Below are 12,880 nucleotides of genomic sequence, written 5' to 3' on the forward strand. Positions count from 1 at the left end.
GCCTTCCCCAGGGAGCACTGGCAAAAGATCTGGACGGGCAACCCCATTGAACGGCTCAACCGTGAGATCAAGCGCCGCACGGACGTGGTCCAGGTCTTCCCCGACCGGGACTCCGTCACCAGACTGGTCGGTGCGGTCCTACAAGAGCAGCACGAGGAATGGCAGTACGGCGAACGCCGCTACCTATCCGAAACCTCACTACGCCGCCTCACACGGATCCTCCACGAACAAGCCGAAACCACCCACCCCATCATGGCCATCACCGCATAACCAGATCTACACCACACCAAGAGACTTGACCCTACGGATGGACACGCCTCCTCTGGGGGCGGAGCGGGAGAGCCTGCCTTCAGGCTCAGTCACGCGTGGCAGCGGGGACGGCTTCTGTTCAAGGCGCACGGAAGCCATTCGCGCGCTGCCCCAAACCGCCGGCGCTATCCGGTAGCGTTCACAACGCAGGGATAGCGCGGAGGCATCGACGCATCCGCACTCGAACGCGCAGACACATCGGCGACATGCGCGGCTGCTACGTAAGGAGGTGTGCCATGGAGGATCAGGACGCGCGCGCCCGCGCCGGGCTCCTGTTCGACACCGCCTGGCCGCCCTACCGCTCCCTCAAGGCCCGCGCCCACGACCTGTGCCGCCGCTACAACGCCCTCAATGACCTCGATCCCGAGCGCGATGAGCTCATCCCGCAGATCTTCGCCGAGATCGGCGAGGGCTTTCACGTGCGCGGCCCGCTGTACGTCAACTGCGGCTTCCACACCCGCATCGGGGCGCGCTTCTTCGCCAACCTCAACTTCACGCTGCTGGACGACGTCCCCGTGACCATCGGCGACGACGTCCAAGTCGCGCCGGGTGTCACCATCGCCGCCGGCACGCACCCCCTGCTCGCCGCCGAGCGCCAGCACCTGACCTACCCCGACGGCCACACCGGCGGCGCCGAATACGGCGATCCCGTCGTCATCGAGGATCGCGTCTGGCTCGGCGCCAATGTGACCGTCATGCCGGGCGTCACCATCGGGCACGACGCCGTCATCGGCGCCGGCAGCCTGGTCACCCACGACGTGCCGGCCGGCTGGCTCGCCTTCGGCGTTCCGGCCCGCCCCGTACGCGAGATCACCGAGGCCGACTCGGTGCACAGCCCGACCTCCGCCGTCTATGGGCGCCTCGGCTCCGAGCAGCGCCCCGCAGGGGCGGACGGCCATTGACTGCCGGGACGGTCCGCCCACATCGGCCCGCCCGGCGTACCGTCCCTCAATGCACATCGGCTGTACCCCTTCGGTGCGCCGCCCCGTGCACGCTCAAGGCGCCGCATCAAACCCTCCTAATAGAAAGCACCCCCAATGACTGCGGACTCCCGCACCTCCATTCCGACCCCCGCCCGGAAGGCGCCCGGCCCCTACCGGGTGGCCGCCGTCGTCATGATCGGCTCATTCATGTCGGTCCTGGACGGCACCATCATCAACGTCGCCATCCCCGCGCTGCAGCGCCACTTCGCCGCACCCGACGGCACCCTGCCCGCGTACTCGGCCGTCTCCTGGACCGTCACCGGCTACGCGCTCGCGGTGGCGGCAATCATTCCGCTGACCGACTGGGGGCTCAAGCGCATCGGCGCCCGCTGGATGTACATCGGCTCCATCACCCTGTTCACCATCGCCTCCGTGCTGTGCGCCCTCTCCCCGAGCCTCGGGTTCCTGATCTTCATGCGCGTGGTGCAGGGCCTGTGCGGCGGCTGCATCATGCCGGTGGGCACCACCCTGGTCGCCCGTGCGGCCGGGCCGAACAACCTAGGCCGCATGATGAGCCTCATGGGCGTCCCCATGCTGATCGCCCCGGTCATGGGACCGATTCTGGGCGGCTGGCTGGTGGAGGTCGCCTCCTGGCACTGGGTGTTCCTCATCAACCTGCCCTTCGGGCTGGCGGCTGCCGGGCTCGGGCTGTTCCTGCTCCCGCGCGACGACGACCGCGGCACCGTGCGCCTGGACGTCCCCGGCGTGGTACTCATGTCGCCGGGCCTGGCCCTGACTCTCTGGGGGATCTCCAACGCCGGCAGCGGGGCGTCGCTCACCGCGCCGATGGTGTGGGCGCCGCTCGTACTCGGTCTGGTGATGGTGACGGCCTTCGTGCGTCGCAGCCTGCGGGCCGAGCACCCGCTGCTGGACCTGACGATCCTGCGTCTGCGCGGCTACCGCAATGCCATCCTGCTGGCTGTGTTCTTCCAGGCCGCCTTCACCGCCGACCTGTTGCTGCTGCCGGCCTACTTCCAGCAGGTGCGCGGCCTGGGCGCCATGGCCGCCGGCTTCTTCATCGCCCCGACCGGCCTGGGCGCGCTGATCTCCATGCCCATTGCCTCCAACCTGGTCGACCGGCTGCCTGCCGGACGGGTGGTGCCCTTCGGCATGACCGCCATGTTCGCCTCCGTGCTCGCGCTGACCCAGGTGGGTGCCGACACGAGCCTGTGGTGGCTGGGCGCCGTCCTCATGGTGCAGGGGCTGGGAATCGGCGGCACCATGATGCCGGTGTCGACGGCGGCCCTGCAGGCGGTCGACCGCGAGGAGGTCGGCAACGCCACCACTCTGTTCAACATTGGTCAGCAGGTCTTCGGCGCCGTCGGCATCGCGATTGTCTCCGTGCTGCTCGCCCTGTTCCTGGCCGCGACCGACTCTGGTGCGGCGGCGGTGGCCGGCGAGCTGAGCGGGGCGGAGCTGACGACCGGCCTGGCCCAGGCGGCGGGAGCCTTTGGACGAGCCTTCTGGATGCCGACGATCTCCATGGCGCTGGCCCTGTTCATGTCCTTCCGCCTGCCCATGCGTCGCGAACGCGCCACCATCCCCGACGTTTCCTGAGCGTGACCCTCCCAACCGTCGAGACCGGCATGTCATTCGTGCCGGTCTCGACGTGTTACCGGCGCTTTCGGCGCAACTAGCGTCCGCCTCGGTGGGAGGGGAGCGGCGGCGAGTGCCTATGCGGTGTGGCGATGGGCGAAGACATGGAGCAGGGCGCTGACGAATGCCCGCTGCGCGTGGGTGGCCGCGCGTGAGTGCCCGCCCGCGGCGGTCTCGAAGTAGGTGACGTTCTGCCCCAGCCGGTCCAGCCGATAGGCCAGGGAGCGGGCGTGCGCCGGGTGCACGCGGTCGTCCGCGGCCGAAGTCAGCAGCAGCACCGGCGGATAGTCACGCCCCGCCTCGAGCAGATGCAGCGGTGAGTGCTCGCGCGGCCAGGCCCACTGCTCGGGGTCGTCCGGATCGCCGAACTCCGAGGTCCACGCCGCCCCGGCCGACAGCTGCGTGTAGCGGCGCATATCCGTCAGCGGCACCTCCAGCACGGCCGCCCCGATCCGCTCCGGGTGCCGGGCCAGCACCTCCCCGGCGAGCAGGCCCCCAGCTGAGGAGCCGTATAGCGCGATCGTCTTCGGGGCGGCGACGCCGCGCGCCACCAGCGAGTCCAGCACCGCCACCAGGTCCTCGACCACCCGCCGTCGGCCGGCGCCGGTGCCCGCCAGGTGCCAGGCGGGCCCGTACTCGCCGCCGCCACGCGTATTCGCCACCACATAGGTGCCACCCCGCTCCAGCCACGCCTTCCCGGTGACGGGCTCGTACCCGGGCGTGAGCGACTCGCCGAAGGCCCCGTAGGCGTGCACGAGCGTCGGCGTCGGCGCAGAAGTGGGCCGGCCGATCTGGAAGTAGGGCACGCGGGTGCCGTCGGCGCTGGTGGCCACGTGCTGGGTGACGGTGATGCCGCGTGCGTCGAAGCGGGCGGGCGCCTGCCGCACCACCGCCATGCCCGTCAGCTCCCCGGACGGCATCAGCCGGGCGACCGTCAGGGTCGAGGGCGTGGTCCACCCCGACGCCGAGATCCACAGGTAGTCGGAGTCGGTCGGGCGCAGCGGCGTCGCGGACACCGACAGCAGCGCCCGCCCGGGACGCAGCGCGGTCTCATCGCCGTTCGGGCAGCCGGGCAGGTCGGAGGCTCCGGTCAAGTCGATCCAGTGATGCGACCACTCGTCCGGGGCGGTCCCCGTCTCTTCGGAGGCCCCGTCCCGCCCGTGCGTGGGCGGCGTGCACACCTCCAGGCGGTCGGCGACGTCGTCGAGCACGGTGAGCACGAGATGGTTTGCAGTCCAGGCGGCCGACAGGAGCGTCGATGAGGCGGTGGGCGTGAACAGGACCTCCAGCCTCCGCTCCCCGGCCAGGTAGTCGGCCAGTTTCGCGCCGAGCATGGCGCCGGCCGGGTGGGTGCTGCCGCCGACCTCCCAGGGGCTGCGCAGCTGAATGGTCAGCCACTCCCGCCCGACGCCGGCCAGGCAGTTCTCCGGAACCTCCAGCCGGATCGCTCCCGCCGGGACGACGTCACCGGTGGGGGTGGCAACCGTGCCGGGGCGCGCCCGGCCCTCCAGCGCGGCGCGGGCGGCCGCGGCTCCGGACGGGCAGCCGGCGTCGTCGGGCAGGAGCCAGATATGCGTGTGCTGGAAGCTCGGCATGGTGGTCAGCCAGGTCCGGCCCCAGGGGTCGCGAGAGGTGAAGGCGGCGACGGCGCCGCTCCCCGCGGTCACCAGCACCTCCGCCTCATCCAAGGACTGCCCGCGCCGTAGACGCCGCACCTGACGCGGGTAGCCCGCCCCCGACAGGGTGTCGGGGCCGAAGTCGGCGGAGACTATGGCGGCCTCGCCCGCGTCGTCGCCCCAGGTCATCGATCCCTTGGACAGCGGGCGGAACAGGCCGCCGTCGTCCGGGGAGATGAAGCTGCGCGAATGCAGGTCGTACTCCACGGTGAGGCTTGCGTCACCGCCGCCCGGGGACAGCGTGACCAGGGCGCGGCGGCCGGCGCGCGGGCCGGTGGTGAGCACCTGCGCCCCGCCCCACACCAGCTCGGCGCCGCCGGCGCAGGCGAGCGCCGTCGGCCGGGCGCCGGCCGCATTCAGGGCGTCGAGGTCGAGCAGGGTCTCCCACTGGGTGGGCTCGGGGGCGCGGTCGGCTCGGGACGGGGCTCCCGCCGCATATGACTCCCAGCTGGTGCGGCGCCACAGGCCCCGCGGGTGCGCGGCATCGGTCCAGAAGTTGTAGAGCATGCCGGCGCGGTCGGCGACGGCGGGGATGCGGTCCGGGCAGTCGAGCACAGTCTGGATGTCGTCGACCAGGTGCTCGAATGCGGGGGAGGAGGCGTACTCGCGGGTGGCGCTCTCGTTGCGGTCGGCGACCCAGGCGCGGGCCCGCTCCCCGTGGAGCTCGTCGAGCCAGGCGGGGGCGACGGCGTCGTCGGGTGGAGACCCGACGACGCCGTCGGCGGGCGGGGGCGCGCTCGCGGCGCCGGACCTTGCGGAGCTGTCCACGGGAGGGCGGCGGGCGAGCCGGTCAGGCCTGCTCGGGGTGGACCACCTCGTGCGTGCGGGCCGAGGCGACAACCGCCTCCAGGACCGTCAGGCAGCGAATCACCGACTCATTGGTGATGACCGGCGCGGCGACGCCGTCGACCACGTCGCGGGCATTGCGGTAGAAGTCCATGACATCCACGTCCACCTCGGGCAGCGGCAGCACCTCCACCGGCGGGGTGGTGGTGGCCAGGGTCTTGTAGTCCAGGATGCGCGGTGCCATCGTCTTGGTCAGGCCCACGCCCGCCTGCACGGGGGTGGCGTCGTCCTCCTCGGCGCCGGTGCGGCGCACCATGCGGCCGTTCATCTCCCAGTCCTCGATGACCACGGTGCCCTGCGCGGACTGCATCCAGAACTTGGCCTCCGGCAGGAAGGAGGTGGTGGACACGTCCACCATCGCGTGGAAGCCGTTGGCGAAGGTCAGGTGGGCGCGGAAGCCGTCGTCGACCTGGTGACCGAGTGCGAAGGACAGCTCGCCGTAGACGTCCACCACGGGGGAGTCGACCATGGTCAGCAGGCGGTCCACGGTATGCACGCCCCAGTCCAGGATCATGCCGCCGCCGTGTTCGGGCAGCTGCCGCCAGTCGCCGGGGATGCCGCGCGAGCCGTGGATGCGCTGGACCAGGTAGGTGGGGGCGCCGATGAGCTGCTCGTCGTAGACCTTCTTGATGACGTTGAAGTCGGGGTCCCAGCGGCGGTTCTGGTGCACCATGAACATCCGGCGCGTCTGCTCGGCGACGGCGGCGACCTCGCGCATCTCGGCGGAGTTCATCATGGCGGGCTTCTCGCACAGCACGTGCTTGCCGGCGCGCAGGGCGGAGATGGCGTAGTCGTGGTGGGAGTCGTTGGGGGTGCAGATGAAGACGATATCGATGTCATCATCGGCCAGGATGTCGGCTGCGGAGGCGTAGACGTGCAGGCCGTCGGCGGCGGCGTCCTCGTTGGCGCGCGGGTCGGTGTCGTAGATGCCGACGACGTCAATGGCGACGTCGTCCAGCGCCCGCAGGTTGCGGGTGTGGTAGACGCCCTGGGTGCCGTAGCCGATGACGGCGAGCTTGTGGGTGGGGGCTGGGTCGGGCTTGCGGGTGGATTCCTCGGACACGGTGACCTCCGGAAGTGTTTGTGCAGTGCGGCTGCGGTTTGCCGATTGCGATTGGCTGCTCGCGGCGACCTCGTTGCCGCCGCCGCGTATAAGGCGACGGTAGGCGGCGCGTTGGCGGCTGCGTCAGGGCGGAGCGGGGGCCTTCCGCCCGGATCGGCGATAAGGCCGACTGCCGTCCCACACGCCGCCCTCCGTCGTCCGGCGTGAAGGTTCGGCGTCCGCCTCGGGCGCCCGAGTTCTGGCGAGCACTGGGCTGGACTGCGCGCGGTGCTGGGGACGTCTGAGGCTCGTGGGGACGGGCGCACGTGTTCTTGTGGTCGTCACTGCGCAGATCGGGGGTGTATTGAGGCGCCGTGATGCTAACCTGCGACCGTATCGAGACCAATCGGCTCGACTGGGACGCGCTGCTGGCAGTGCCCTCCCATGTCGGCGTAACAGGAGGTGGGCAGTGGTGTTGCAGGTTGTTCCTGAGGAGCTGGGCCGTGTGCGGGGGTTTCTGGAGGAGTGTGAGCACTCGTTGGGGCGGGTTTACGTGAACACCGGTGGTGAGGGTGCCTTCGGTGTGCCGGTGTTGGCGTGTGCGGCGGCGCGGTTCGCCTACCACTTCGAGGACCGGGCGGCCCGGGATGCCTCGCGGGCGGTGGAGCTGGCCGACGGGCTGATGGCGGCTCAGCGGGACTTCGCGAGCACCGATGAGGAGGCCGCCGACGGCGCACGAGCCCTTGGCGAGTCCTCGCACCGGTTCGGTCACGGTCGCTCCAACGGCATCGTGGTCGATCGTGACACCGGGCGCGTGGTCAGCTACCACGGCCTGACCCACTGAGCCCTAAGCCCCCTTGCAGCGCGCGGCCGTGCGCGCCTGCCCTGCCGAGCGCGTCCCAGTTTGTTGAAGGAGCCTTGCCCCATGAGTCCCTTGTCCATGTCCTCACCGGCCACCGGGCCGGTCTCGACCGCCGCCGCTATGGGAATCGGCAGCATCCTGGTGGGGCAGGTGCCGGGCGATCCGGCGGCGGTTCGTGCCGTTGCCACCGACTGGAAGCAGACGGCCCGCAGGTTCTGGGATGCGGCGGACCTGGCTGACTACGCCCGTGGTGCCGCGCCGTCCTTCCAGGGGGTTACGGCCGATGCCTTCAGGCGTGGTGCTCGGGAGCTGACCGGTGCGCTGGAGCGGAACGCGCAGGACCTTGAGGCTGGCGTGGGTCCGCTGGAGGCCTACGCCCGCGTCCTCGACTCCGCGATCGCGGCGGCTGACGAGCTGCGGGAGTTCGCCGGCCGGTCCTTGCTGGCCGCCCTGGGGACCCCGGCGGCCGCGATCGTGGCCGCCGCGGTCGTACCCGCCATCGCCCAGGCCTGGGCGGGCATACTCGCCGAGGTTAACCTCACCGCCACCCATACCGCAGCGGCGTTGAACACGGCATCGGCTGCAGGGGCTTCGGTCCAGGGCGCCGGGGCGCAGGCGCAGGGCGGCAAGGGCAAAACCGACGCCGAAAACAAGACCCCGTATAAGCAGGAACTGAGTGACGCCGATATAGAGCGGATTAAGCGCCAGTTGGATGGCGGCGAGGATTGGGACGATGTCAGCCAAGGCGAGTTAGGTGACTGCTATCTGATGGCTACGCTTCAGGCCTATTCATGGACCGACGAGGGCAAGCAGGTCCTGCGCGAGAACGTCAGATGGGATGAGTCCAAGCAGGCGTTCATCGTTACGCTCTACGATGACGGCGAGAAGGTGGAAGTCGAAGTCACCGACGTCTACACCTACGGGAACGGGCAGACCGACCTCATCGCGGTGTACGAGCGCGCCTACGGCAAGCACTTCGGGGATGAGGCGATCAGGGACGGCGGTCAACCTAGTGAGGTGATTAAGCACATCTCCGGCAATGACTCGCAAGTCGTAGACACCATCGGATGGAAATGGGGTGTACTTCCACAGCAGCAACACGAGTATACCGATGACGAGTGGCGGACTATTGAGCAGGCCGTTGAAGCTGGCAAGCCTGTGGTCGCCAGCACTGGAAGCGGCAACTTCGACGACGGCGATCAGGTTACCGCCATGGCTGACACGAATGACGATGGCGTCATCCGCTCCGATGATGAAAATGAGGGCGTCACCGTGGGCGAGGGGAAGCGAAGCTGGAAGCAAGGCGTCACCCCGGGCACAGAGCCGGACGAGGAAGGTCAGTACCGAATCGTCGGCGGAGACTATAGGGGGCAAGGGCGTACGTCCGCACACGCCTACACCGTCGTCGCCATCGATGATGAAACTGTGACACTATATAACCCTTGGGGCCGTAACGACACCGCCGGAGACTATTCCACGCCATCCGGGGATCTCAAGGATGGTTACATACAAATCTCCCGTGCGGACTATGAGAAGTTTTTCGGTAAAACAACCATAGAGGAGGGTGACTGATGGAAATCAGCTAACTGTCCTCGCGGAGCTAGGCGCAGCTTACGGACAGTAGTCTTCCGTGCGGCCACAGTATCTCACGCCGTCTTCAAATTGGATCACGAAGTAAATCCATTCGCCGACACCAACTTTCTCTTCAATGCCTGGAAGCCAAGTAAACTTGTTCGGATCAATAAGCGGAGCAGGGTCAACGCCAACCAAGGTTACAACCCCTAGACCCTCGATATCTACCGGTTCCCCAAGTCGCAGTTCATAGATGTGCTCGAAGCGCTCCAAATCCGTCCAGCGCAGGCGCGCAATCCACTCATGATCCTCAGAACGTAGCCCGGCCGAAGAAACCGCGCCCACAGTTGTCAGTATATCTGGAGTCGAGCCCCCCTGTGCCCTCACCTGATCCGGCTGAGACCCCTCTGGCAAGGGCGCAGATCGCAGTGCGGGCCTGGTCCACCAGATCCACCCGCCCGTCAGTGCCACGGCTACCAGTAACAGTGTTGCCACAGCTATAAGTACGCGCTTCTTGGGTATCGTGGGCCTTCTTGTCATGGGGTGCCTCCGGGTTGTTTCCAGTCAGATCTGATGTCTTCATGGTAGCGCATCCTGTTGCGTCTCTCGCGCTCTCCGTCTAGCAACAGCCTTCCGGCAAAAGCGGTTGCGTGCCGACCGCGGTCGTTCGAACATGCTCGCCGTGCCAAGTGGTCATGTGAGTGGTAACCGCCATCGACGACGAAACCGTGACGCTATATAACCCGTGGGCGCACAATGACGCTGCCGACGACTACTCCCCACCACCCGGAGGCCTGGGAGATGGATATATACGAATCTCCCGCGAGGACTACGAGAAGTACTTCGACAGCACGATTATAGAGAAGAGCGAGGAAGGCTAGATGTCGTGCAGATAATCGAGTTGAACGGCCTAGGGGCGCGGGCAATCGACTTCTTCCTGGGGGCTACATTCTCTGACGCCGTCTTCAAATTCAAGCACGAAGTAAATCCTGCTCCCGCCGCCAAGTTTCCCCTCAATTCCAGGTACCCAGGTCAGTCTGTTTGTATCAATAAGCGGGGCTGGGTCCACCTGCACTAGTGTCATGCGCCCCAAGCCCTCCACGTCAATCGACTCCCCGAGTCGCAGCTCGTAGATGTGTTCAACGCGCTCCAAATCCGTCCAACGTAAGCGCGCAACCCATTCATGCCACTCGGAACGCAACCCAGCCGAGGTAACCGTACCAGCAGTAGTGAATACTGCTGGAGCCGAACCGCCCTGGATCATAACCTGATCCGGCTGAGACCCCTCTGGCAAGGGTACGGATCGCAGTGCGGGTCTGGTCCACCAGATCCACCCACCCGTCAGTGCGGCGGCTACCAGTAACAGTGCCAGCGCACCTAGAAGGACGCGCTTCTTGGGCACCGTGCACCTTCCCTGACGTGTTGAGTTCAACTTGCCTTGCAAGGCGTACTCTATCTGTGACTCAACGAGAGATGCACGTCGATGGCGGAGTGAGAGTGGGCGGCGCCCGTGCTGTTGCTGCGCTCGGCGCCTGCTTTTTGAGACCCCGGGCGCCCGAATACGTGCCCACCGGTGGCCGCCCGCCAGGCGAAGGTGTGGATGAGGGCGCTCGTTGCCGCGCGCTGGGCGGGCACCGCCGTCCCCGTATGCCCGCCCTCGGTCTGCTCCACATAGCCGACCTCCAGCCCCAGCTCACGCATGCGGTAGGCCATGGTGCGGGCGTGCGCCGGGTGTACGCGGTCGTCGGCGGTGGAGGCGAGCAGCAGCAGCGGCGGATACTCGGCCTCGGGCCTCAGGGCGTGGAAGGGGGACAGGGGGCGCATCGTCTCCCAGTCGCCGGGATCGTCCGGGTCCCCGAACTCGGAGCGCCACATCGCTCCGGCCAGCAGGCGCGTGTACCGCTCCAGGTCCAGCACCGGCGCCTCCGCGATCGCCCCGCCGATCAGCTCGGGGTGGCAGGTAAGCATCTCACCCACCAACAGCCCGCCGGCGCTGCCGCCGTGCACCACCAGCTGCGCGGGCGCGGTCACTGCGCGGTCAATCAGTGAGCGCGCCACCGCCGCGAAGTCCTCCACCACCCGGTGGCGGCCCCGGCCGGTGCCGGCCAGGTGCCAGCCGGGCCCGTACTCACCGCCGCCCCGGATGCAGGCGACGACGTAGGTGCCGCCCCGCTCCAGCCACGCCCTGCCGGTCAAAGGCTGATAGCAGGGGGTCTGGCTGGTGCCGAAGGCGCCGTAGCCGTACAGCAGCGTCGGACCGGGAACCTGTCCTTCCGTCGTGGAGGTTCCCGCAGCGGTACCAGCTGTGGGAGCCGCCGTTAAGTCGCCGTCGTCTTCCTTGGCGCGGGGCCGGCCGATCTGGAAGTAGGGCACGCGGGTGCCGTCGGCGCTGACCGCCACGTGCTGGCTGACCCGCACGCCACGGGCGTCGTAACGCGCCGGCGCCTGGCGCAGCACCGACATGCCCGTCACCTCCCCCTCCTCGGTGAGGCGGGCCAGGGTGAGCGTGGGCGGGGTGGTCCACCCCGAGGCGGAGATGAACAGGTAGTCGGTGTCCCGCGGCCGCACCGCCTGCGCGCTCACCTCCAGCAGGGGCCGCCCCGGCCGCAGCTCGGTGGGATCCGGGGCCGCGGCGGCATCGGCGTCACTCGGGCGATAGGCGGCGCCCGTCAGGTCGATCCAGTGGTGGCGCCAGGCGTGTCCGCCCGCATCCCACTCCCGCTGCGAGGGCGGTGTGCAGACCTCCAGGCGGGCGACGGCGTCGTCTAGCACCGTCAGTACCAGGTGGCCCGCGGTCCAGGCGGCGCCGGACAGGAAGGAGGACGGCGTCGGGGTGAACAGCACCTCCAGACCGTCGCGCCGCCCTTGCAGCCACTCCTGCAGCGGCGCCGCCAGCAGCGTGCCCGGCCCATGGCGGTGCCCCGCCGCCTCCCAGGGTTCGCGCAGCTGGATCGTCAGCCAGTCCCGTCCCACCCCCGTCGACGCCGACGCCGGCACGTCCAGGGCGACCGCCGCCGCGGGCACAGCCTCGCAGTCGGCACTCAGCGCCCGCCGGGCGGCCTCCTCACCGACGGGCACGACGGCGTCGTCGGGCAGCCACCAGATCCGGGTGTCGCCCAGGCCGCGCATGCTCATCAGCCAGGTGCGGCCCCAGGCATCGCAGTTCGCCCGGGTGACAACGGCGTCCGGGGCGCCGGTGATCAGCACCTCGGCGTCGGCCGCAGCCCGGCCGCGGCGCAGGCGGCGCGCCTGCCGGGGCATACCCGCCGGGGACAGCGAGCCCGCGCCGAAGTCGGCGGCGAGCAGGCAGCTCTCCCCGTCCGCGCCCCAGGTGAGCGTGCCCTTGGACAGCGGCTTGTGGAAGCCGCCCTCGGCGGCGGGCAGGAAACGCCTTGCCTCCAGGTCGAACTCCTCGGTGACGGTGGCGTCCGACCCGCCCTCGGACAGGGACACCAGGGCGCGGCGCCCGGCCAGTGGGCCGGTCTGCAGTACCTGCGCCCCCGCCCAGGCCAGGTCGCGACCGCGCCTGCGGCGCTCGGTGTCCAGGTCGAGCAGCACCTCCCACTCGGTGGCGGAGCCGTCGTCGGGACGCGGTGGACTCGAGGGGGCTCCGGATGCGTAGGACTCCCAGCTGGTGCGCCGCCATACCCCGCGCGGGTGGGCGGCATCGGTCCAGAAGTTGTAGACCATGCCGGCCGCCTCGGTGACAGCTGGCAGCCGGTCGGGCGCCTCCAGGATCTCCTGGAGCGCCGCGGTCAGGCGCAGGTAGTCGACGTCGGCGGTGAAGGTCGCCATCGTCTCGTCCGTGCGCGCCGCCGCCCAGGCCAGGGCGCGCTCGCCGGCGGGCTCGTCCAGCCAGGCCGGCACTGGCGGCAGGGAGGGAGGGGCGGCGTCGGTGCGGTCCACCCGGCTATTGCAGCACACTCCGAGATGGCCTCATTGCCGCAAACGGTCACAAACAACGGATTCGCCCGCCCATCCGGAATCGGCGGCC

General features: G+C 69.1%; 10 protein-coding genes. 6 read left to right on the plus strand and 4 right to left on the minus strand.

What is annotated here, in order from left to right; all coding sequences use genetic code 11:
* From BLR49_RS10220 to BLR49_RS10230, 3 genes are all read left to right on the plus strand, one after another.
* The coding region (locus tag BLR49_RS10220) for a transposase (RefSeq protein WP_176765847.1) at positions 1 to 270 on the plus strand (270 nt) is incomplete at its 5' end.
* 275 nt (positions 271 to 545) lie between these two features.
* Positions 546 to 1,211 (plus strand): sugar O-acetyltransferase, encoded by a 666-nt coding sequence (locus tag BLR49_RS10225; RefSeq protein WP_176765848.1) that lies wholly within the window; start codon positions 546 to 548, stop codon positions 1,209 to 1,211.
* A gap of 135 nt (positions 1,212 to 1,346) precedes the next feature.
* On the plus strand, positions 1,347 to 2,849 hold the full coding sequence (locus BLR49_RS10230) for a DHA2 family efflux MFS transporter permease subunit (RefSeq protein WP_092537294.1): 1,503 nt from the start codon (positions 1,347 to 1,349) through the stop codon (positions 2,847 to 2,849).
* Between the two features lie 116 nt (positions 2,850 to 2,965).
* Here BLR49_RS10230 and BLR49_RS10235 read toward each other — a convergent pair whose 3' ends face one another.
* Positions 2,966 to 5,332 (minus strand): prolyl oligopeptidase family serine peptidase, encoded by a 2,367-nt coding sequence (locus BLR49_RS10235; RefSeq protein WP_092537295.1) that lies wholly within the window; start codon positions 5,330 to 5,332, stop codon positions 2,966 to 2,968.
* A 22-nt stretch (positions 5,333 to 5,354) separates the two neighbouring features.
* A complete protein-coding gene (locus BLR49_RS10240) occupies positions 5,355 to 6,473 on the minus strand; it encodes a Gfo/Idh/MocA family oxidoreductase (protein ID WP_092537297.1) in 1,119 nt (372 codons plus the stop codon).
* 448 nt (positions 6,474 to 6,921) lie between these two features.
* On the opposite strand from BLR49_RS10240, the gene BLR49_RS10245 reads away from it, so the two are divergent.
* On the plus strand, positions 6,922 to 7,296 hold the full coding sequence (locus BLR49_RS10245) for a hypothetical protein (protein WP_092537299.1): 375 nt from the start codon (positions 6,922 to 6,924) through the stop codon (positions 7,294 to 7,296).
* 81 nt (positions 7,297 to 7,377) lie between these two features.
* A complete protein-coding gene (locus BLR49_RS10250; protein ID WP_092537301.1) occupies positions 7,378 to 8,886 on the plus strand; it encodes a C2 family cysteine protease in 1,509 nt (502 codons plus the stop codon).
* A gap of 39 nt (positions 8,887 to 8,925) precedes the next feature.
* Here BLR49_RS10250 and BLR49_RS13080 read toward each other — a convergent pair whose 3' ends face one another.
* Positions 8,926 to 9,231 (minus strand): hypothetical protein, encoded by a 306-nt coding sequence (locus tag BLR49_RS13080; RefSeq protein ID WP_143008890.1) that lies wholly within the window; start codon positions 9,229 to 9,231, stop codon positions 8,926 to 8,928.
* A gap of 383 nt (positions 9,232 to 9,614) precedes the next feature.
* Between BLR49_RS13080 and BLR49_RS13310 the strand changes: the two genes are divergently transcribed.
* Positions 9,615 to 9,767, plus strand: a complete 153-nt coding sequence (locus BLR49_RS13310; protein ID WP_176765849.1) for a hypothetical protein — start codon at positions 9,615 to 9,617, stop codon at positions 9,765 to 9,767.
* 571 nt (positions 9,768 to 10,338) lie between these two features.
* Here BLR49_RS13310 and BLR49_RS10255 read toward each other — a convergent pair.
* Entirely contained in the window at positions 10,339 to 12,792 is a 2,454-nt protein-coding gene (locus BLR49_RS10255; protein WP_092537303.1) for a prolyl oligopeptidase family serine peptidase, read from the minus strand.
* Positions 12,793 to 12,880 lie beyond the last annotated feature (88 nt).

The sequence above is a fragment of the Actinomyces ruminicola genome, from assembly GCF_900103885.1.
In the GTDB taxonomy this organism is placed as follows: Bacteria; Actinomycetota; Actinomycetes; order Actinomycetales; family Actinomycetaceae; genus Actinomyces; species Actinomyces ruminicola.